Source organism: Nostoc sp. CCY 9925 (genome assembly GCF_963920935.1).
Classification (GTDB): Bacteria; Cyanobacteriota; Cyanobacteriia; order Cyanobacteriales; family Nostocaceae; genus Nostoc.
In genome coordinates this window covers 48,324-70,110 of record NZ_CAWUDO010000035.1, presented here as the reverse complement: position 1 = coordinate 70,110, position 21,787 = coordinate 48,324, and the positions used below count along the sequence as shown (strand labels likewise).

Here is a 21,787-nt window from a genome sequence, read left to right as displayed (position 1 = left end):
AAGTAGAAGTTTTATCTAATAAATAATTAACAATTTTGGGAGATATTATCTATGCTCAAAACCTGATTTATACTATATAAATCCTGACTAAATATTTGGGAAACTATAAAATGCTAGAAAATCGAGATTACACGTTAATTATTGACAAAAGTGGCAGCATGGCCACGCCAGATCAAAAGGGTGGTAGAAGCAGATGGGTGACAGCACAGGAATCTACTTTAGCTTTAGCTAGTAAATGTGAGCAATTTGACCCAGATGGTATAACTGTTTATGTATTCTCTGGTAAATTTAAGCGCTATGAAAATGTGACATCCAGTAAGGTAGCACAAATTTTTCGAGAAAACGATCCCTCTGGTACAACTGACTTAGCAGGTGTGTTGAAACATGCAACTGATGATTACTTTCAACGCAAAGGAGCCGGTCAAACCAAGCCAAATGGTGAAACAATTTTAGTGGTTACTGATGGCGAACCGGACGATCGCAAAGCCGTAATGAAGGTGATTATTGAAGCTTCTCGCCGCATGGATAGAGATGAAGAGTTAGCCATTTCTTTCATTCAAGTTGGTACAGATCAACAAGCTACCCGTTTTCTCAAAGTTTTAGACGATGAACTCCAAAGCGCCGGCGCTAAGTTTGATATCTGCGACACAATTACTATGGAAGATATGGAAGATTTGAGTTTATCAGAAGTGCTACTTAATGCCATTAATGACTAAATATTAGGCAAAAGGCAAAAGAATAGTTATAAAGCAAGCTTTTTAACAATTTCTATTTTTCTAGCCTTTTGAAAAAATGCCAAATAGAATCTTGGTTTTTGCTTTCGCTTTATAGGACTTATAAAAATGGATTCTATTGATAAGCTGTTAGCTGAACTTAAAACTGAATACAAAGAAGAACAACCCAAACAGCAACCGCCAAAATCAACTACAGCCAAATCTTTTATTCCACCATCACCCAAATCTGCCTCTTTGATGGATAATCTTTTGGTAGAAGTTAAGGCTGATTTTGTAGAAAAAGATGCTGCTGAGGAATTAAAAAGGCAGGAAGAACTAGAACAGGAACGAATTCGCCAAGAACAACTCAAAATTAAACAACTAGAGGTTTTAAAAGTGCAAGCAAAAGAATGGTTAGGGAAAATAGACCCATTGTCGCCTGAAGGACTTTGGTTTGAAAGGTTTGCTGAAAGTTATCCGTCAAAATTAGAGGCAGCGATTGAATATTTACGAAATAACTAATAACGCCTAAAAGGTTAATATTGATGGTGATTGTTTCGAGCAAAATGTTGAACAGCCCATTCATGCATAGCATAGAGAATTGGTTGCAAAGTTTCTCCTAGAGGCGTGAGTGAATATTCCACCTTTGGTGGAATTTGGGGATAAACTTCTCGATGAATAATACCGTCTTCCTCCATTTCTCTAAGTTGCTGAGTCAGCATCTTTTGGGTTATTCCAGGTAAAGCCCGTTGCAACTCGCCAAAGCGTTTGACACCAGCCATTAATTCTCTAATAATCAAAACCTTCCAGCGTCCGCCAATCACCTTGAGTGTAGTTTCTACTTCACAAGTCAGCCTGGTATAGTTTTCTGCTTCAGCTTTCATAGATATTTTGGTGGAAATTTACTTCCAAATCAGTATTATTATATTCGGCCAATGCTAGTTAAACCTGAGTCTGGTGTACGGGACTTTCACCCGTATCAGCACCCTTCCAGAGAGGGAACAGACTTGGGGCAATAGCCAACGGTGAAGTACGATTAACCAAATCATTTTGTCGCGACGGGCTAAGGCTACACAACTAGTAATGAAATTACTTATGAATAGTTATTACATTGTGCTTTAAATTACTTTCTAAGCTGTAACCCAAAGTGGTAAAAGAATTGTTGTTGGATGATTTTCCCCATACAAGAGTCCAGCAAAAGTTAATTTTTTTACTGCCTAAGAAACTTTCATGCTCAAACAGATATCTGCAATCATCACCGCCCTGATTTTAACTTTGGGGTTTGCATCTACATCTCAAGCTGCAACTCCCCGTTCAACGTGGGTGGAAAATGAAATTTACCAATACAACCATCCGTTTGCTTCTCAATTGCCCCAAGAACTGACAACGAAAATGCAAAAGATGACAGCTAGCCCCTTTGCCTTCTACCGAGGGACAGCTCACATCTTTTATCGTGATATGCAAACTTTACCAGGTTCAGGATTTGTCAATTCTTCGATATCAGCTATTTGGTTAGAAGGAGATATGCATATGCAGAATCTTGGAGGAATGAGAGATAGCAACGATAATAACGTCTTTGATACCACTGACTTTGATGAAGGTTATCTTGGCCCCTACGTTTGGGATTTGCGACGTATGGCAGTCTCTATCCTCTTGGCAGCTAAAGAAAACGGTTTTAGCTCCGGTGATGCTCAAGATATTGTGCGAAATTTCCTGGATGCGTACCTCAACAAGATGAGCGACTTTAAAGGGACTAATGACGAGCTATCATACCGCCTAGAAGAGAGCAATACCAACGGTGTGGTTAAGGATTTGATTCAAAAGGCAGCAGGCAAGAATCGCTCTAGTTTGCTAAATAAGTACACGCTGTTAAATAGCACTAGCGATCGCGTTTTTCAGACAACTTCGGAACTCCAGCCTGTATCTAGCACCACCTATTCAAATATAGCTGCTGCCATGAGCAGCTATATCGCTTCAATTCCCAGCAGCAAGCGCTACAGCAATAGTCACTACACCCTAAAAGATATTCGTCTCAAATTAGGTTCTGGTACTGGTAGTCTTGGTAAGTATCGGTATTACTTGCTTATTGAAGGGCCAAGTTTACAAACCGACGATGACCGGATTTTGGAGATGAAGCAACAAAATAGTAGCGCTGTGGCGATCGGATCTCCAGGTCTGTTGCCGAGTTCAGTTTTCAATAATCATGAAGGGGCAAGGGTGACAATCGTCACCAAAGCGATGCTTTCTAATACTGACCCTTTAGTTGGCTACACTACTGTTAGCAGCATTCCCTTTATGGTGCGTGAAAAATCACCCTACCAAGTAGATTTTGATTATACGTTGCTAACTACTAAGTCAAAGTTCATGGATGCGATGGACTATGCAGGGAAGGTAGTTGCTAAGAATCATGCCATCTCAGATAAAGACTACGATGCTGCGATTATTGCCGTCAGCGTTGACAAGGAAGTGAGTGATATCACCAGCGGTAACAAGGCTGTATTTAAAGATGAGATCGTTAACTTTGCTCTAGACTATGCAGCTCAAGTCGATTACGACTATGCAAGTTTTAAAGACGCTTACAACCGAGGGGTAACACTCTACTAAACTTTGCTTTTGCACCTGGGCTACGGGGGACGATGTTCAAAAATTGTGGCAATTTGGCACAACTTCTGTGTGTTTTGCAGTTTAAATGAGATATCAACAGAACGCAACAGACAAGAGGTTACACGAGGAATGGTTTACTCCACGCCTCAGTACCTCGACAAATCGCCAGTTGTTGACCCAACGCTGTAGAATAACTCAGCAGCCGACTTACAGCGCTCGGTCATCGCTTCGCTACAACTGGCTAGTAATTTACTAGAAAATATAGCAGGAGGCAGAAGGCAGGAGGTAAAAGTATTACTATTCCTAGCTTCCATGCTTTCAAAATGTCCTAACCTGTGTGACTACGGCTATAAATAGTAGGAAACAGGCAACAGGCTTAAAAGTCTGTTGCCTATTGCCTGTTGCCTGCTATTACTAAGATACTTTTGGTTGCTGCCATAGGATGAGTTTCAATTCAGAACAGTTGTATGCTCCATTACTGATTTGGTGTTCATGGTCAACTATCCAATCATAAATTTGTGCAGCTTTTGTTAATGCCACTTTTTCTGAACGATAAAGCCGAGGAGTAGGGCAGTAAGCTTGGCCATTGATGTGTATAGCTGCAATCTGCCAGTAGTCGCTGCCTTCACCTTCTGGTACAACATCCAAAAAGCCGTTACTGTAAGGCTGGATTATTCCTATGTTCATCTACAACCGCCAAAGTTGAAAACAAAAGCCACAACAAAAACGATACCAGTCATTCAACCGAGAAAAAGCTGGAATCACCAAGGAATGCAGTAGCAACCCCTGTTAATGATTTTGTCTTCGCGACCAATGGAAATCTGAATTCTTGGTCACTTTTTAGCTTAATTCTGTTATTGGCAGCAATAATGGCAAGACAAACTAGGGTGACATAATCCTGAATTAAGAATACAAAAAATTTGTAGGGTAGCACAGCTGTGCTACCCTACCACATACCTCATTTAAATGAAAATCGCTAGCTATATAGCAGTCCTAAATCATTTGTAAAAATAAATTAACCGCAGAGGCGCAGAGAACGCACAGACAGGAATCGGAGATTTTCACGGCTCATTTAGGATTGCTATAATTTATGATTCCTGGCTGCTATAACTACCGACTGCAACACAGTAAAGTGCAGCATGAAGCCTGCCGTCAATGCCCAAAATTGCGTTCACACTCACATCATGGAATCCACCGATACAAAGACTACCAAGGCCTAATTGCACAGCCATCAGACATATATTTTCAGCTTGATGACCAGCTTCAAAAAGAGCAAAGCGGTAGCCGCGGGCACCATATTTGCACATCGATCGCATAAAAACAGATGTGAACACGAACAGAGCATTTGCATTCACAACGTAATCCTGCTGCAATAAAGGTTCTATAAAATCTGTTGGTACTGTATCACTGACCCTATGTAAACCGTGACCGCGTGGTTCGTAGTGATATAGTCCGGCAGCTAGACCTTCTACGGCTTGTGTGGATACGAAGATTTCAATTGGATAAAGTCCCCCCGCAGATGGAGAGTTGCGACCTTCGTAGGATTGACCCTCCACTTGGCGTACACCGTTGATTCCGCATCCTGCGTCGAGTAGTTGAGCCAATGAGATGAGCGGCATAACCTGATTCTCAAACGATCGCACAGAAGAACGTCGTTCCAAAAGCTCAGTTAGCGGGTTATCGCGCGGTGCTTTGGGAAGTTCAAGAAAAGGAGCCTCCGGCATATACCGCAGTTGAATAGCCGGAACACGCTTGACATAACTTTTAGGTACTGGAGAATTCAAATGATATAGAAGGGCTAACTCCAGGGGTTCATCGGCTGTGTACATTGCTCCAATTTCCTCATTTTTATTTAAGTGTTTCTACTAATAGTGCTTACACAATAACTCTCTAGTAATTAATTTTGTCTAAGTACCTAAGCCATAGGATGTGGACAAGGATTTAGATCGTCTTCAGTACGTTGTCCGCCATAACCTAACTTTTCTGGTACATCGAACAAACGTTGAGTACCTAGTGGCTCCTGTCCATAGCCGAAATATATAGGGACTAGTCCACTGGCCAAAGTCCGCACTACTCGAAAACCGAGGGATTTGATATCTGGGGTTGTAAGCTCAACTAAATAAGGTTCAACACCCACTGAATGCAACCTGACAATCAGCGATCGCAATTTCTCCACCTCTGGTTGAGATGCATAAGTTGGTAAATCTTCAACCTTGAGGCTTTGGTTATGGTGAAATAAGAAGTCTAACTCACCGAGCCGAGCCGTTGTGTAGAAAAAAGCACTGTGATCGTCCAAAGACTTAATATCACTATATTGATTGAGATTAGCCCCAGCGCCGCCAGCCATACGTTGTATGTCACCAAACCGGGATTGACAAACTTCAAAAATCGCTTTGCGAAGCGCCGTTGGTCCATCAAGATGACATCCCAAACCAGTTGCAACAGTGGGACTTTTGCCAGAATGGTCAATTAACATTGCCATCACAACTGGGACTTTAATATCAGTGGTCAAATCGAAAGTAACTAGCTCAATTCCAAATCTGGCGTAGTGGCGTGCAATTTCAGTCTCAATTCCTGGTCGGTGGTGGAAATAGATGCGTGGAGCAGGTAAGCGGTTTAACCATGTAATTATAAAAGCATCGCGCTCAATCAACTCGCACAAACCGCTGTAAGCAGCAAACTCAAGAGTTGGGCCGCTAGCCATGCCATTAGAACTGACGGGTAAAATATAATCCCCTGATAGATCGCTATCCCAGTCAAAATAAACCAGGGACACTGGGACTAAAATCTGTTGGTTGGTTGCCAGAGAAATGCCAGCAATCCACGAAGTCTGCATGGCAGGATCGAAAACTGGAAAGGGAAAAATTGGGTCAGAGTATTGTTTGTTAGAAAACGAGAAAAAAGCTGGAGGACGCACGGCATCATCGCCTAATTCTTCATAGCTACTGACAACGATCTGGCGGCCATGGACAATGCTGCCGCAGTAGCGTTCTATAGCTTCGCCAACAGCACCAAAAATCGCCTGTTCATCAGTCATGCCCCTGCCTACGCCGTAGCGTAAATCATCTGGCTGTTTGCGAAGCTGAAAATTTGCTAATTCAGCTTGCCACAAAACTGGAAACTCAAACTCTGTATAAGGCTTGGTGAATCTATCTATGGCTCTGATAATTCCAGTATGGGGGCTGACTAAATCACGCCAGCGTGGACTAGCGATCGCTGCATTCACTGTGTTTTCTCCTGCCGCGAACAATGGGGGCAACCAGGTTTTTTTAGCACAACGTTGTGAGTCAGCTTTGTGCCGATCAAATCTAGATGCAGTAATTTGCCGTCAGTGGCGATCGGCAGACCAAGCAATATCTTGACTGCTTCCAGAGCCAAGTAACTACCAACCAACATCTGGCCTATAGGCAAGTTTTCTCGCAGTCGTGGTTGAGAACGGCGTTCTCGGTTGAGAAGTTGCTCAATCGCCAACTCCGCTTCCGGAAGCTTCGCACAAGCCATAGCCCGCATCCGATAGCACAGATAGCAAGGGCCATCTGGAGAAAAGACTAACGGGCCGACAGTTCCCTCAACACCAGCAGCACCGCTTGGTAGCAATGGACGCTGCATTTTCAAGCATAGTCTGTTTAGGCGATAGGCTAGATTGACTGATACTGCATCGGTGGCGACAACAACGAGGTCAACGTCATCAAGTAAAGCATTTACTGTTTCGTCGTTAGTTAAAGGATCTGTGACAATCTCAGTTCGAGTTACTCCTACGTTAGCGGAGCTTAACGAAGTTATCGCCTCGATTTGTCGAGCCGCTTCCACACCTCGAAAAGCACCGATTTTATTAAATACGGAGCCTGACATCATCAGGGAATCAGACATGACTGTGCAAGCATCATCACACAGACGGAGAAAACCAATACCAGCACTAGCCAGGTTAATTGCTGCTACTAGCCCTGAACCAGCCAGTCCGAAAACAGCAATTCTAGCGTTGGTTAAGTATTTCTGGGCATCCTTTTGCTCAAAGCCAAGTTCATGATAAAGACCGATCTGAGGAAGTAAATAAGCACGACTATCTAAATCGACTGTATCTTCCAAAAAGTCCTCTACTAAGCGGTTGTCCATCAAAAACTCTAAACATTGATTTAGTGAAGAATCTGTCAACTTTTCGCCAATGGCAGCACGTATTTCTCCTACTGTTCGGGAGCCGTCTAATAAAGGTAAAACAATCCTTTCCACATCATGTAATGCTTGACCTTTTACTGCTATTGTTCGCCGCGTCGTATTGAATACCATAGTTTCTTCGTCATTACAATCTGGCGGCATAACGTGAACAATGACATGTTCTAGTAGACGCAGGCGGCGATCGTCGTTTAATTTCATAGGCTTTATCAAAAGACTGTTAACTGTTGACTGTTGACGCTTAACAGTCAACAGCCAACGCGAAATTTCATCACCTTTTAGGGACAGGATGAGCTTAATTAGTATCCAAATCCGACCTCATCAGTGTCTTCTATAACACCAAATTCTGTTTTGGCGTCAGTGACTTTACATCCACCACATCCACCACATCCACCACATCCGCGACAAGGTATGCATCCACGACAACCGCCACAACCGCGACATCCGCCACATCCGCGACATCCGCCACATCCGCCACAACTAGCAAACCATCTTTGTTGAATCGTAGAGTCTAATACTCCTGGCATTGCCAATTTTTCTAAAGCTGCTATTTCCTCATCAGACAACAGAAGTTGTTCTAGTTTGTCTGCTTTGTCTATCAGACGCATGTCTATTGTTTGTTGAGTCAATGTTTTTTCCGCAAGCATGATCCCTTACTCCTTTTAACTTCAATTCATTAACCTGTCTGTGAATCTGCATTCGATTTCCGGAAAAATTGATGACGTTTTTAAGTCAACCAAATCTTCGCAAAAGAATAGGTATTCAAACAAGTGAGTAGGAAGGAATGACCAGAAGATAAGACAACACGTAATTTTTGACTGTCATCCCTTGGCAGGTTTAGCTCAACAACTCAGACTCTAAATCAGAGTCTTAATCATATACAAAATCTCAAAATTAGTTGCTTATCAGTGACGTAAATTTACACATTGATATGTGCCTCAAAATCTTGTCTCTATACTAAATTGCAGTCAAAGATAGTAACTTTATCTGTGACTAGAGAGTGAAAAAACTCCGCTTTAACACAATTGAGTATTCAGAAAAATTTTGCCAAAATCAACGTCACCAATAGTGTCTATTTTTGAGACTTTAATTCTTATAACAATATCTTTTTCTAGAGCTTTTTGCTCTTTCTCAAGAAGTATATTGTACTGTTGGTAATAACTTGGCTCTTTCCTAAGCAAGATGAAATTAACTATTGATAACACTAAAAAAAGCTCCTATTTTATAGAATCTAATTAAAAAAAATACCAAATCTAACATAATTTGATAATTAAAGCTGCTTTTTCAATAGTAGCGATCGCTCTACTAAAAGATCTCACTCTATTCATTTATGAATACCACTTTAGTCAAGTACTCATACTACGATTATACGCAGAAGATTATTTAATAAACTCGCTTGGTTTAAATGTCTCTTCAGACTTAGGTTCTAGAGTTTGTATTGATATTATATCCGATAAAAAATAGTCATACTACGATTAGAAACAGGAGATTATATAACAAGAGCAGCTAAGGCGAAGTATTTTATCAAGCATGAATTATAGAGTTGATATCGGCCGGAGGCTGTTTCCATATATGGGTAAATTCTCTAGGGCATAAATTTTAACTATTTTTGATATATTCATACCCTAGAAGTTGAAATAAAACTTGATAGAGAGTACTAAAGTGAGAGATAACAGAATCCAACCTTTTTGAAATTAGAGAACTATCTAAATAAAAATCAGGTTTAATACATGAGCGATTTCCGAGTCGGGTTTGAAGACTACACTAGAGCTTTATTTCGTTCTCTGCCGTTGTTATGGACAGCAGCACCTAAGGAAATGCTTTTTTTGATTGCTGTCACTTTGTTACAGGGGATTCTTCCTGCTATAAGTGTTTGGATTACCAAACTAGTGGTAGATACTGTAGCGACAGCATTAACATCTGGCAAAGAATTAGGTAATGCAATCTTGTTACCTTTAGTAGCAGGATGGGTGGGAGCTTTGTTACTACAAACGCTTTTATATCCTTGGATATTCGCACTTCAGGGAAATCTCAATGACAAGTTAACGGCTCATATCAGCTTATTATTAATGCGTAAAGCTGATACTTTTCCAGACTTGAGCCGTTTTGAAGATTCTCAGTTCTATGATGAGCTACAACTTCTCCAAGAACAAGTCAACTATAAGCCGTGGAATTTGCTGGAGAATTTGGTTGAATTAAGTCGATCTTTGGTGACGTTGATAGTTATTGTTGGCCTACTAGCACCTTTAGCTTTTTGGATTCCATTGGTAATTGCGATCGCAGCCATACCTCAGATAGTGGTTTCTTCTCAGTATGGAAAAGCTATTTGGCTAACTTTATTTGAAAACAGTCCTCACGCTCGGAGAATGCAATATTACACTTCGGTGATGCTCACTGATACCTATGCTAAAGAAATCAGGTTGTTTAAGCTAGGTTCGTTTTTTATGGAGCGTTATCTGCAAGCTTTTGAGTCTTTACATCAATCTATGCGTTATTTGAGGGGCAAGCAAGCATTTTGGTCGTCTAGCTTAGCTATTTTGAGTACTTTAGGAAATGGTTTTTCTTTTTACTGGGTGGTACAGAAGGCTTTCGGAGGAGATTTCACTCCAGGAAGCGTACTTCTGTTCGTACAGTCATTAACTTACTTCCAAAATAATCTAGAAGGATTTGTTGGTAATTGGCTGGATTTATTTGAGAATGTTCTCTACATGCAGAAATTTTTCAATTTTCTCGATAGCCCAATCCCAATGCCATTGAGCATACCCGGAGAGAAAATACCAACTCCGATTCGTTCAGGTATTACTTTTGAGAAAGTTGACTTTTGCTACCCAGATGGTCGATTAGCCCTCAAGGATATTTCTTTTACCCTTTACTCTGGGCAAACAGTAGCGATCGTCGGAGAAAATGGAGCAGGTAAAACTACTCTGGTCAAGCTGTTGACCAGGCTATACGATCCAACAACAGGAAGCATTCTAGTAGATGGTATAGACCTGAGAAATTTCAATTTAGAGCAGTGGCGCAAACAAATTGCTGGAGTTTTTCAGGACTTTGGCCACTATGCGCTGACGCTGGGAGAAAATATCGCTTTAGGAAACTTAGCTGCTTTGGAGTGTCCAGATATTCTCAAATACGCGGTTGAAAAAGCTGATATCGTCAAACTGGTCGAGCATTTTCCCACAAGAGAGGATACACCACTGGGCAAGCAGTTTGGCGGCACTGAACTTTCTGGAGGTCAATGGCAAAAGTTAGCTCTAGCTCGTGCTTTTGTCCGCCAAGAAGCCCAATTACTACTCTTGGATGAGCCTACTGCTGCACTTGACCCCCGCAGCGAGTACGATCTCTACCTTCGGTTTATTGAGCTAGCTGAGGGCAAAACTACTATTCTGATTACCCACAGATTAGCTTCAGTGCGGATGGCTCATCGAATCTTAGTCCTCAAAGATGGACGTTTAATTGAGGATGGCACTCATCAGGAACTTTTAGAGCTTGGAGGGGAATATACCGCGCTGTGGAATATGCAGGCACAACATTACGGGATTTCCGACCACCAGTAAAGATCGTGAATCATATCATGTCCGTTTAAAGACTTATCATTTAGAGGGCAGGGGAGCAGGGAGCAGGGAGCAGAGGGAAAAAGGCTTTTGGGATTTTTACACAGATGCGCTAATCATAAGTGATTAGCCAGACATGATATCAGACATTTGCCAAGAAAAAATGGCGTTGCACAATAGTGGATGTTTAAGTCCCGATAAGCAATTCTCCATAGACGTATGTAGAAATCTAAAGAAAATATTAAGTGAATACCCAGAGAAAATGGGTAAAAATTGGGTAGTTACCCCCTATTTTTCAGCAAGCCATTAAGTGATAATTATGTGTATAGAAAGCGCTAGCAAAGATTTTTAGCTGGCATTTAATAAACCGCATATAAAACAAAGCCCTGGATTTTTTCAGGGCTTTTTAAATTATAGATAAGGGAGTAGTGATGTCTAACATTGAGAACAACAAAATAATAGCCCGACGCTGGATTGAACTTATTAGCGAACATAATATTGAAGATATTTGTGAAATGACCGCTCCAAATTGGAAGATGCACGGTGGTTTACCTGGGCTTTCCCCAGGTCCCGATGGTGTACGTCAACTGTTTGCTTCATTTGGAGATATTGAGCAGAAATGGACAATTGAAGATGTAATTGCTGAAGCTGATAAAGTTGTTGTGCGTGCAACTAATACCTGCACCCAAGAAAGTTTCTTTGGCATACCCGCTAATGGTCGTCAGCAAACGTTTACAGCTACTTTCATTCATCAGATTGTTGACGGGAAGATAATTGAAACTTGGCGAAACGCTGATGACCTCGGACGAGTTCTTCAACTGGGTGCAAGGATTGAACCAAAAGACCATTAGTCCTACATCAGCCAAGTTTTCGATATCTAAGAAGCCTGCAACGCTTTAAACCATTTATTCAAAACTGTACTGATGGTTTTCTTAATCTGATGCTTGCGGTTCCACTTCTGGAATGCGATTTCGTACTCTTCGCCTTTCATTTGAAAGGTATTCCAGACATCAAGCCCTACTGGCAATCCGCAGAATAGTAAAATGTACAATGACCAAGAAATTCCACCACCAGCGATTAAATCTACTAGTATCAAAAAGCCATTGAAGATTGCATAATTGCCTAGACGCTTTTGAAATCTTCTCTGGCGGTAGGCGTCAAAAGCTTTTCGCTGTTGGAGTTGCCCTTGTTGGAGTAACCAATCGCTTTCTGCTAATTTTAAAGACTCAGGTGAAATTTCTAACTCAGCAGCAATTTCTAATAGCTGTTCATAAGAAAATTCTGTGTCTTGATCATCAGCTTGACGAGCGATCGCCAAGTGTAAAATTTGTTGTACATCTTCTTGGCTATAAGAGCGGATGCTTTGAGGTTCAAAGGCCGTCATAATTCTTTTGCTGATAATACTTTCAATAGGAACTTACTACCCAATAGATTTTAACTAGCTACGCCAGTACTATTTCCATTATCCTTAGATTAACAAATTTAGATGTTGTGGTGCATCTAAGGTATTGTTAGCTTTGAACTTTTGGTTGTTGAAAAGCGTAAATATCTTGAATAACTTGTACCCAACCGTTAGCCACAGATTCGAGAATGCGATCGCCTTTTTCTTTAGTTGCGGTTGTAGCGTCACCAATGACTCCACTTTTACTGATATCCCGCGTCACCCAAGCCACAGGTAACTTGCCCTCCCAACTCAGTAAACTACTTTCTTTTTGTTCTGGTGGATACTCTGCAACAGCTTTTTCTAACTGCACTTGTTCTGGCAACAGCGACAACATAATGCTAGTTTCGGCATCTCCGGCGTGCATTCCTAGCGCTGCTTCTTTCGGTGTCAATAATTCTTTAGTAATATTAGGCACGCGCCAAGTGAACAGCGGAAATACTAAAAAGTCATCATACTGAACGTGCAAATCCCGCGCCGCCATTTGCATGACTTGGGGTTGTCCGCCGTGGGAGTTCATTAACACCAATTTTCTAAAGCCAGCACGGTAGATACTTTCTCCCACCTCCATAATGATTGCCGTCAGAGTTGCTGTGCTGAGGGTAATCGTACCGGGAAAGTGCCAGTGTTCATTAGATTTGCCATAATAGAGGGTTGGTAAAGCATAAGCCGGAATGCTGGTATCAAGCTTTTCCAATGCTTTGCCCAGCACCCCCACACCAATAGCAGCATCTACAATTAATGGCAGATGGGGGCCATGTTGTTCAATTGCCCCTACTGGTTGGATGATGACCACATTTTCCTTATTTGGCATTGCCTGAATGTCAGTCCAACTAAGGTAGGGGAAAAACCGTTGTGGGGGAATAAAGCTGTGCATATTAGTGAAATATTTATATTTTAGGGCATGGGGGATTGGGGATTGGGGATTGGGGATTGGGCATTCAAAAAACTTTTTTAGTCCCTATTCCCCAGTCCCTGAATATGAAGACTCTCCAAACATCCGGATATTACCAGATTTAGCAAAGCATAATAACGAAATAACAAGCTGTGACAGGGATGTAACTCAATGGTTGAAGAAAACGGATCGATTCGTACACTATCAGTTGATATTGGCGGTAGTGGCGTTAAGGCGATGGTTTTGGATATTACGGGAAATCCGATAACCGAAAGAGCGCGTTTAGATACACCCCAACCTGCGACACCAGAGGTTGTAATTAATGCAATTGTTGTGTTGGCGGCGGCTCAAGGTGAATTTCATCGCGTTTCGGTAGGTTTTCCTGGTGTGGTGCGGTGTGGAGTCACTGAAACAGCAGTAAACTTGCATCCAGATTGGATTGGCTTTGATTTGGAAACAGCATTATTAAAGCGCTTAAACAAGCCTGTACGGGTGATTAATGATGCAGACATGCAAGGGCTTGGGGCGATCGCAGGTAAAGGTGTAGAATTGGTGATTACTTTGGGTACGGGCTTTGGTTCGGCTTTATTTGTGGATGGTAAGCTGGTGCCGAATATGGAAATGGGACATCATCCATTTCGCAAAGGAGAGACTTTTGAGCAACAACTAGGACGCGCAGAGTTAGAAAAAATTGGCGACAAAAGATGGAACAAGCGTTTAGAAAAGGCGATCGCATCTTTGCAACATCTGTTTAATTATGATTACCTATATATTGGTGGTGGTGAAGCTGTAAGAGTGAATCTTCAGTTACCTTTAAATGTAAAACTTATCCCCAATATCACTGGTTTATTAGGCGGTATTGCTTTGTGGCGAGATGAGAAAAGGTAAAAAGTTTGGCCACATTCACAACTGAGTATCCTAAGTACAGTGTTTGATTAATCCCTGTCAAATTCTCTTTGGAAAGGCTCTCCATAGCTTTGCGTTGAATTTTTAACCCTCAATTGACGATAAATTAACGCAAAGCTGTAATCACAAGTAAAGTTGTTAAAAACAGATAATACTGCGGCAAGCAGCATGTATCCATCAAGATAATATTGATTGATAAAAAGTTTATAATCCCCTCCAAGGGGGGACAAATTGTTGGGAATCAAGAGTTTATCATTGTTGCCAAATACTACATTAATGAACGTCCAAAAAATTAACTCTAGAAATCCAGTAGTATTTTGGCTTGCAGGATAAACATGATAAAGGCAGCATCAGCATACCAAGCGTGAGCCAAAGATGACTAGACAAATTTCTTTGATAGCATTCCCATGCGATCCTATAGTATGTTATTGTCTAAACCGTTGATTTAGATGAGATATCTTACAAGTTCATAGCTTGATAAATGATAAAAAAAGCACAAAGGCTAATGATATTAGTCTGATTAGACGGAATAGGAGGTAAGAAAATATGACATATAGCAGAATTGAGAATTTAGGAGTCAGAATTAGGAAGTAAAACAAGGTTTCTACGTGCTTTTGAGACAAATCGTGGTGTAGTTCACTATCCTTTAAATCTGCTGTATGTGAAAAAATTACTACAGGAATTTTTAATTGAACAGTGTGCAGCATCCCGGACAGCAATACTGTTGTTTGTTAAAAGAAATATTGGTTTAACTAAAATGAACGACAATGACTGAAATTGGCCTGATGATGACGGGGGTTTTAACAGCAAGACAAGCATCTGGGCCTAATTTGCCAGAACAGCAATTATTTCAGATGGAAAATGACATCAACCAGTCAACGCAGAGTCAGTTAGAGATAACTGCTCAAGTCACACCACCTGAATTCATGCAGACAGATGCAACTTCGCACGCTTCTGTCAGAGCAGGAGCGCTAGAGAAAGAACATGCACTTCAAAAAATCAACAAAAAGAATCAGTTCCTAGCTTCTCCTGATTTAGCACAGCCTAAAAAGTATTCTCAATCCATAGGGAAAAACCGTGCAAAGTCTGAGGGAAAATTTGACAAATATAGTACTCAAGCTTTACCAACTCTCTATTTCGGTAGCTCTGGTGTTGCTGTCAGAGCTTTACAACGGCTTTTAGTATCTAACGGATATACCGTTAGAGTCGATGGAATCTTTGGGGCGCTGACGGAAACTGCTGTCAAAGCATTTCAAAACCAGCGGAACTTAGCAGTGGATGGAGTCGTTGGTCAACGAACCTGGCGGGCGTTAACAATTTAGTCATTTGTCGTTGGTCATTTGTCCTTAGGTCATAGAAAATAACAAGTGATAAATGACCCAGGTAATAGAGAATTGCTATCACTAATGTCCTGAGTCAATAAAAAATGACTAATGACAAGTGACAAGTGACTAACGGTACTTATGCTGCTCCAATAACTGTTGCGCTCTTGGCTTGTAAATTAAATAGAATAAAGCTTCTATATAGCGCAACAAATCTTCTCGATTTTCCTTGGAAGTAAAGTTCCAAAAGCCATAAATCCGTGCTAATGATAACAGCTTGGTGGTGTGAATTTTCCAAGTATATGTACTGTAAACTCGGTCAATGGCTCGCTGAGAAATTTCATCCCAATACTGAGAATTTTGGTCGCATTTAGTGACAAAATCAACAATTTTTGCTGCTGTCTCTTCTAAATTTGTTGGGTTAATGTAAAAGCCATTAACCTTATTCTGAATAATTTCTAGCGGCCCACCAAACTGTGTAGCAAAAGTTGGTAATCCTGAAACCATCGCTTCTAAAATTGTTAAACCAAAAGCTTCAAATAAAGCTGGTTGCACAAAAATTCCGTGGTGATCGGCAATTACTCGGTAAATTTCACCAGAATCAGTTTTAGATAGCCGCACACCCAACCAGCGAATCTTTCCGTGGAGATTGTATTCGTCAATTATGTGGTAAAGTTTGACAATTTCATCTCGTTCTTCGTTGTCTTCGGATTCTTCTACACGCAACTTACCCGCTACCAAAATTAAGTTGCAATGCTCTTGTAATTCTTTGCTTTGACCAAAGCATTCGGCTAAACCTGTGAGGTTTTTGATGCGGTCAAGACGCGCCATTGAAAACAGAGGACGCTTGTTAGGATCGTCGAGTTTGCCAAAGATTTGGCTGGGGTCTTCTAAGGTAAAGAGTGTTTCTGCAAGGCGCTGGCGATCGCTTTCTACTCGGTCTTGAGTCCGCGTGTAGGGAAAATAGTAATTTTCGTTGACTCCAGGCGGTACGACATTAAATTTAGGACTGAATAACTCAATCCCATTAGTCACATGGTACAACTCCGGCATGGTGAAGCATTTATAAGATTCATACTGTCCCACACTATCGGGTGTTCCCACAATTTCTTGGTAGGTGCTGCTAATCACAAAATTGGCAGCATTCATCGCAATTAAGTCAGCTGTAAATTGCAACGAAAAATGATATTTATCTTCTAAATCTTGCCAGTAAAGGTTACTAAACAAGTATTTAGATTTTTCCAAAGCATGGGCAACATTACATTGCGTGACTTTCATCCGCCGTGCCAACAAAAATGCCACTAAATTCCCATCGGTATAGTTACCAACTATTAAGTCAGGTCTACCATGAAATTCTGCCCGCAGTTCTCTTTCCGAGTCAACGGCGAAAGTTTCGAGATAAGGCCAAAACTCAAACCGGGAAATCCAGTTTTGAGTCATGTTAGGATTAAAATCCCGCAGAGGTACTCGCAAAATCCAGGCATTTTCTGTGCCGTGAACTTTTTCTAGTCGCTGATTACAAAGGGTACCATCACTATTAGGAATCAAGCGGGTGAGAATAATCACTTTTGGCTGGACGTTCAATCCTTCTAAGCCAGCTAGCGAAACATCTTCTTGCAGCTGTTTTTCTAGACTTTTTGCCTGGTCAAGGACGTAAACCACCTGACCACCAGTATCGGGACGCCCCAAAACGCCCTCTTGACCGAACCATCCGTGAGCTGACACAAGGACGATTCTAAAAATCATCGGAACGCGAGAAATAAAGGCTTCTAGGGTCTGAGGATCGGGAGAATCAATCAATTCATCGAGAATATTTAGAGTTTCTCGCACGCGTCCTGCGGTATTACCCCAACCCGGTTCAAAACCCATTGTTTGCAATTGGAACCGGAATTGTTCATAGGGTTCATCATCAGGGCGATCGGTAACAAAACTTATAGCTTTCTTCACTTGATCGGAAAGTTGCTGCTGGGATTGAATGCGATCGTTTACCAGCAATTGGACACCGTTATATTGGTGCAAGCGCAAGAAATTCAATAAGCTTTCCAGCAATTGTTTTGAGTCTTGAAATATTTTGCTGGATAGATAGCGGTTGAGAAATTGTACCCCCTTACCAATATTCTTCGGGTCGCGGATGACTGGGGTGTAGTCATAAAATGGGCCGAAGTCCAATTCTAGCAGGTCGCCCTCGTGAGGATGATATTTGTTCACCAGGCGATCGCGCAAATCGAGTAAGTCCTGCACCGTCATCGGCTCAATGCTCAAGTCTGATGTTAACCAATAAACTTCTTGACTGGCAATTTTAGAACGGATGATGAAACAGAAGTTTGAGTCCTCCTGAATAATTTCCTGAGTATAGTAAATGAGTTTAGCTAAGTCAGATGTAGTGTAAAATGCCTCAGGTTTCTGGTACTTGGAACAATATTCTGCATATACATTCAGTATGTCATTTCGCAGCAAGTACTTCTTTTCTTGTTGGCGTAATTCACTAATGAACGAACGCAAATCATTTTTTTCTTCACTATCTAAGACTGCTTGCAGCAATTCAGACATGGCAACTCCAGTGGATGACGATGTTTGCATTGTTAACCTTTAAGGCAAGACTAGTAAGCCTCTACCTTTTGTTTAACTGCGTAGAAACACAAAACGACACAGATAAACCATATTTACCTGTGTATCTACGAGTATCTACTTTTCAGCAGCACTGAAATTATGTTCTACTTTACTTAAAGTATCTATGACTAAGTATTTTTGGCTCTCACTAAAGGAATACAATCGTTATTTCTTTTGATAGAGGTTGTTAAATAACTGATACAATCATTAGCAAACGAACTCTTACTATAATTCGCAATTCGTAATAAATTGCCTCTGAGTTGTCAATTCTGGGATTGCTATAACTATCTTCCTCAAACTGCTGAAACAAAAGTTATTTTTTTACCTTCAACCTTAATCATTGAGTTGAACTTAAATAAATTAAAGTCAACTTTTGATTTAAGTTCAACTAATGTTAATTCAGCTTAGCTATAATTTCAGCATCAAGATTTTTAAATCAGGTCGATTGATATGGCTGACAATACACATAACTTAACATCTTCTGACCACAGTGTAGGCAACATTATGATTATTTCTTTGCTTGCCTTCTGTGGGTTGACTCTTATCATTCTTCTAGGCATCTTCTAACGTTGAACGTCCTTTACAAAACCCAATTCTTGAAGTTTAAATTCCCGATTTCTCTGAGAAGTCGGGAATCTCATATTTTAAATAGAATAGTTTTTTAGCTGTAATACCAATTCTGTATGAAGATGCGCCATATATCGAACCGCCAAGGACGCCTTCGCGCAGCGTCTCGTTAGAGAAGAACGCTAAGAAAGAAACAAATAACAAATCCAATAAATTTGGCGCAGCCTCACAAAGAAATGGTATAAGTTCTAGCAACAATGCGATCAAAGCTTCAATTAGTTCGCCAAATGCCAAGAATGTTCTGCACTATTTTCTTGACGCGAATTGTCAGTTAGCAAAGTTTGCCTGAGTATTAATTTGATGCGATCGATTTCAATGATGAATTGAATTTGTTGAATCAGGCGGTTGATGGACACAAGAATTTTCCAAAAACTTTAAAATTACCTGATTGTAAGCTAATGAGCATTTAAGTTGCATAAAACCAGGGCTGGAGCCGCTTACTACAAGCGAATCACTCTGGAAAAATGAATGACGATTAGCTTACTTAAGCAAGTAAATTTGCTTATATACATATAATTACTTATAAGCTAAATTAATGTATATCTTGGTTCAGTTTTGTTGACGTTTTAAGTCTATAAAGATGATAAGGGCGAACGATGGGACTCGAACCCACGAATGGTGGTACCACAAACCACTGCCTTAACCACTTGGCTACGCTCGCCATTCGACAATTTGAATTATAGCAATTTTTTGAAAAGCGAGCAAGAGTTTTTGTTCAAGGAACGGATGAATTGCATTTAGAGTCTCTGGAATCTAACATTTATAATGACTTTCACTTGGCAAACATGAAACAGTTAACCATCATCGCGTATACTGGAGCAGCAGCAGGACTCGCCGCCTTAGGTGTGACAATGGCGAAGACTAATCCCAGTGAGGTTGCATATGAAGAGTATGCAGTGCAACGGCTGGCAAGCTACTTAAAAACCGATGTATGTAAAAAAACTACGAATTTTATAGAAAATTTAATCCGTTTTAATTGTGAGAAGTTAGTAGATCAGGCTAATCCGCAAATGCAGGGAATTATTAATAGAACTACAGAAAGGCAAAATTATATTTTTTTTAGTGTTTACCGTACAAATTTACAAATCAGTTCTTGGATACCTTCTTACAAGTTTGAAACGGTGGGTGCTTTCGATCAATTTTATACTTACACTGCGGAAGAGCAATAAGGCAATAAGGCAATAGGCAATAAGGCAAGAGAAAGAACATATATGTTGTAAGCTTTTTAGTTATCGATAATAGTTATGGCGATCGCTAGTTCCTCGTGAGGTAGAATCTGGGGACTGGGGACTGGGGACTGGGGACTGGGGACAATGAGAATAACTCTTCAGTCAACAGTCAATAGTTAACACTCCCAATACCCAATCTCCCACGTAAAATATTAAAACTAATCACTGAAAGTTTAAGCTTGCCTATGTCATCTGCATATCTATTGGTATCTCACGGAAGTCGCGATCCGCGCCCAGAAATTGCTATGCAGGAACTTGCAAGGCTGGTATGTCAGCAATTGCACAAAAATCACAACCAAGCAAATAGCGAATATCTGGTAGGTATAGCTGCTTTAGAAATGAGTCAAAAGCCTTTACACAAGCAGATTAAAGAATTTGCTGAGACTGCTTTTGATTTTCACAAAGTGTCTGAAAATGCAAATCACCTCAAGATTCTACCGCTATTTCTGCTGCCGGGAGTACATGTAATGACAGATATTCCCGCCGAAGTAACCCTGGCACAACAGGCGATTGGTGAAGATATCATGATTGAATTGCAACCATACTTAGGTTCTCACCCAGGTTTGAAGAAATTGCTCTCAAAGCAAATTGCTAACATAAAAGCAGAAGCATGGATTCTGTTAGCTCATGGTAGCCGTCGCCCTGATTCTCAAAAACCAGTCGAAGCAATGGCGACGAGTTTAGGAGCGATGGTTGCTTATTGGTCTGTACCTGGGAGTTTAGAATTACGGGTGAAAGAGTTGGTTGCTGCTGGTTATAGGGAAATTGCAATTTTGCCATATTTTTTATTCGCAGGTGGAATAACCGATGCGATCGCAGCCTCAGTAGAAACGCTAAAATTACAATTTTCGGCAGTAACTTTCCACTTGGCAGAACCTCTAGGAGCAAGTGCAGAATTAGCCGATTTAATTTGGGATCTAACAAACAAATGAACCCCACAGTCACAGAGAGGAACAAATATTTGGGAAAAGTTTATTTAGTAGGTGCGGGGCCAGGAGATCCAGGACTAATAACTCTCAAGGCAAAAGGTTTACTAGAATGTGCAGATGTAGTTATCTATGATGCTTTGGTGAGTTCAGCAATTCTAGCAATGATTAATCCTCAAGCAGAGCAAATTAACGCTGGTAAGCGCAGAGGAAAACATTCGCTGTTACAAGACGAAACCACTCAACTGCTGATTGATAAAGCCCAGGATCATGCAATAGTAGTGCGACTAAAGGGTGGCGACCCCTTTATTTTTGGTCGTGGTGGCGAAGAAATGGCAGAATTAGTCAATGCTGGAATTCCAGTAGAGGTTGTGCCTGGTATCACTTCGGGAATTGCCGCCGCTGCTTATGCAGGTATACCATTGACGCATCGGCTATATAGTTCATCAGTAACATTTGTGACGGGGCATGAGGCAGCGGGTAAATATAAACCCTTAGTTAATTGGAGTGCGATCGCCCACGGTTCCGAAACTGTTGTGATTTATATGGGAATTCACAATTTGCCATACATTGTGGAAGAATTAACTAAGGCTGGGATGATTTTAGAAACCCCCATTGCTTTGGTGCGCTGGGGTACGCGCCCAGAACAAGAAGAATTAATTGGGACATTAGAGACAATTGTCCAGCAAGTCGAGGAAACAGGATTTGGTGCGCCAGCGATCGCAGTAATTGGACAAGTCGTGAAGATGCACGAAATCTTGTCTGGTTGTCGTCCAGTTTGATGATTGGTGCA

The 21,787-nt window shown here is 41.0% G+C and carries 22 protein-coding genes and 1 tRNA gene; 11 read left to right on the top strand and 12 right to left on the bottom strand.

What is annotated here, in order from left to right; genetic code table 11:
- Positions 1-110: 110 nt before the first annotated feature.
- Together ACM0OY_RS18905 and ACM0OY_RS18900 are read left to right on the top strand one after the other, a co-directional pair.
- Positions 111-716 (top strand): vWA domain-containing protein, encoded by a 606-nt coding sequence (locus ACM0OY_RS18905; protein ID WP_414570387.1) that lies wholly within the window; start codon positions 111-113, stop codon positions 714-716.
- A 126-nt stretch (positions 717-842) separates the two neighbouring features.
- A complete protein-coding gene (locus ACM0OY_RS18900; RefSeq protein ID WP_414570386.1) occupies positions 843-1,235 on the top strand; it encodes a salt stress protein, Slr1339 family in 393 nt (130 codons plus the stop codon).
- A gap of 14 nt (positions 1,236-1,249) precedes the next feature.
- On the opposite strand, the gene ACM0OY_RS18895 is transcribed toward ACM0OY_RS18900, so the two are convergent.
- The gene (locus ACM0OY_RS18895; protein ID WP_414570385.1) at positions 1,250-1,597 is read right to left on the bottom strand and encodes a winged helix-turn-helix transcriptional regulator; all 348 of its coding nucleotides are present in this window, start codon (positions 1,595-1,597) and stop codon (positions 1,250-1,252) included.
- 346 nt (positions 1,598-1,943) lie between these two features.
- On the opposite strand from ACM0OY_RS18895, the gene ACM0OY_RS18890 reads away from it, so the two are divergent.
- A complete protein-coding gene (locus ACM0OY_RS18890) occupies positions 1,944-3,317 on the top strand; it encodes a DUF2252 domain-containing protein (RefSeq protein WP_414570384.1) in 1,374 nt (457 codons plus the stop codon).
- An 85-nt stretch (positions 3,318-3,402) separates the two neighbouring features.
- Positions 3,403-3,573, top strand: a complete 171-nt coding sequence (locus tag ACM0OY_RS18885; RefSeq protein ID WP_414570383.1) for a hypothetical protein — start codon at positions 3,403-3,405, stop codon at positions 3,571-3,573.
- Between the two features lie 158 nt (positions 3,574-3,731).
- Here the strand turns inward: ACM0OY_RS18885 and ACM0OY_RS18880 are convergent, their stop codons facing one another.
- The 5 genes from ACM0OY_RS18880 to ACM0OY_RS18860 all read right to left on the bottom strand — a co-directional run bounded on the left by ACM0OY_RS18880 (position 3,732) and on the right by ACM0OY_RS18860 (position 8,134).
- Complete coding sequence (locus tag ACM0OY_RS18880) at positions 3,732-4,004, bottom strand: hypothetical protein (RefSeq protein WP_414570382.1); 273 nt, start codon at positions 4,002-4,004, stop codon at positions 3,732-3,734.
- Positions 4,005-4,405: 401 nt separating this feature from the next.
- On the bottom strand, positions 4,406-5,146 hold the full coding sequence (locus tag ACM0OY_RS18875) for a SagB/ThcOx family dehydrogenase (RefSeq protein ID WP_414570381.1): 741 nt from the start codon (positions 5,144-5,146) through the stop codon (positions 4,406-4,408).
- 86 nt (positions 5,147-5,232) lie between these two features.
- Entirely contained in the window at positions 5,233-6,543 is a 1,311-nt protein-coding gene (locus ACM0OY_RS18870) for a YcaO-like family protein (protein ID WP_414570380.1), read from the bottom strand.
- Positions 6,540-7,688 carry a TOMM precursor leader peptide-binding protein gene (locus ACM0OY_RS18865; protein WP_414570379.1) on the bottom strand — a complete coding sequence of 383 codons (1,149 nt, stop codon included), beginning with the start codon at positions 7,686-7,688 and terminating at the stop codon, positions 6,540-6,542. The genes ACM0OY_RS18870 and ACM0OY_RS18865 overlap by 4 nt, the downstream gene beginning before the upstream one ends.
- A 98-nt stretch (positions 7,689-7,786) precedes the next feature.
- The gene (locus tag ACM0OY_RS18860) at positions 7,787-8,134 is read right to left on the bottom strand and encodes a hypothetical protein (protein ID WP_414570378.1); all 348 of its coding nucleotides are present in this window, start codon (positions 8,132-8,134) and stop codon (positions 7,787-7,789) included.
- A gap of 1,083 nt (positions 8,135-9,217) precedes the next feature.
- On the opposite strand from ACM0OY_RS18860, the gene ACM0OY_RS18855 reads away from it, so the two are divergent.
- Both ACM0OY_RS18855 and ACM0OY_RS18850 read left to right on the top strand, forming a co-directional pair.
- Positions 9,218-11,041: an ABC transporter ATP-binding protein gene (locus ACM0OY_RS18855; protein WP_414570377.1), complete on the top strand. Its 1,824-nt coding sequence runs from the start codon at positions 9,218-9,220 to the stop codon at positions 11,039-11,041.
- 428 nt (positions 11,042-11,469) lie between these two features.
- Complete coding sequence (locus ACM0OY_RS18850; RefSeq protein WP_414570376.1) at positions 11,470-11,889, top strand: ester cyclase; 420 nt, start codon at positions 11,470-11,472, stop codon at positions 11,887-11,889.
- Between the two features lie 26 nt (positions 11,890-11,915).
- Here ACM0OY_RS18850 and ACM0OY_RS18845 read toward each other — a convergent pair whose 3' ends face one another.
- Complete coding sequence (locus ACM0OY_RS18845; protein WP_414570375.1) at positions 11,916-12,422, bottom strand: 2TM domain-containing protein; 507 nt, start codon at positions 12,420-12,422, stop codon at positions 11,916-11,918.
- Between the two features lie 127 nt (positions 12,423-12,549).
- A complete protein-coding gene (locus ACM0OY_RS18840) occupies positions 12,550-13,356 on the bottom strand; it encodes a creatininase family protein (RefSeq protein ID WP_414570374.1) in 807 nt (268 codons plus the stop codon).
- 189 nt (positions 13,357-13,545) lie between these two features.
- Here ACM0OY_RS18840 and ACM0OY_RS18835 point away from each other — a divergent pair, with 189 nt between their 5' ends.
- Positions 13,546-14,262 carry an ROK family protein gene (locus tag ACM0OY_RS18835; RefSeq protein ID WP_414570373.1) on the top strand — a complete coding sequence of 239 codons (717 nt, stop codon included), beginning with the start codon at positions 13,546-13,548 and terminating at the stop codon, positions 14,260-14,262.
- 785 nt (positions 14,263-15,047) lie between these two features.
- Entirely contained in the window at positions 15,048-15,602 is a 555-nt protein-coding gene (locus tag ACM0OY_RS18830) for a peptidoglycan-binding domain-containing protein (RefSeq protein ID WP_414570372.1), read from the top strand.
- Positions 15,603-15,731: 129 nt separating this feature from the next.
- Here the strand turns inward: ACM0OY_RS18830 and ACM0OY_RS18825 are convergent, their stop codons facing one another.
- From ACM0OY_RS18825 to ACM0OY_RS18810, 4 genes are all read right to left on the bottom strand, one after another.
- Positions 15,732-18,152, bottom strand: coding sequence for a sucrose synthase (locus ACM0OY_RS18825; protein WP_414570398.1), 2,421 nt, complete (start codon positions 18,150-18,152; stop codon positions 15,732-15,734).
- Positions 18,153-18,815: 663 nt separating this feature from the next.
- Positions 18,816-19,073, bottom strand: coding sequence for a hypothetical protein (locus ACM0OY_RS18820; RefSeq protein ID WP_414570371.1), 258 nt, complete (start codon positions 19,071-19,073; stop codon positions 18,816-18,818).
- Complete coding sequence (locus ACM0OY_RS18815; RefSeq protein WP_414570370.1) at positions 19,055-19,195, bottom strand: HD domain-containing protein; 141 nt, start codon at positions 19,193-19,195, stop codon at positions 19,055-19,057. The genes ACM0OY_RS18820 and ACM0OY_RS18815 overlap by 19 nt, the downstream gene beginning before the upstream one ends.
- Before the next feature lie 232 nt (positions 19,196-19,427).
- A tRNA-His gene (locus ACM0OY_RS18810) sits at positions 19,428-19,500 on the bottom strand.
- 124 nt (positions 19,501-19,624) lie between these two features.
- Between ACM0OY_RS18810 and ACM0OY_RS18805 the strand changes: the two genes are divergently transcribed.
- The 3 genes from ACM0OY_RS18805 (at position 19,625) to cobA (ending at position 21,776) form a co-directional block, all read left to right on the top strand.
- On the top strand, positions 19,625-20,008 hold the full coding sequence (locus ACM0OY_RS18805; protein ID WP_414570369.1) for a DUF4359 domain-containing protein: 384 nt from the start codon (positions 19,625-19,627) through the stop codon (positions 20,006-20,008).
- A gap of 245 nt (positions 20,009-20,253) precedes the next feature.
- Positions 20,254-21,000 carry a sirohydrochlorin chelatase gene (locus tag ACM0OY_RS18800; RefSeq protein WP_414570368.1) on the top strand — a complete coding sequence of 249 codons (747 nt, stop codon included), beginning with the start codon at positions 20,254-20,256 and terminating at the stop codon, positions 20,998-21,000.
- Complete coding sequence (cobA, locus tag ACM0OY_RS18795; protein ID WP_414570367.1) at positions 20,997-21,776, top strand: uroporphyrinogen-III C-methyltransferase; 780 nt, start codon at positions 20,997-20,999, stop codon at positions 21,774-21,776. Before ACM0OY_RS18800 ends, cobA begins: the two co-directional genes overlap by 4 nt.
- The last annotated feature ends 11 nt before the right edge of the window (positions 21,777-21,787 follow it).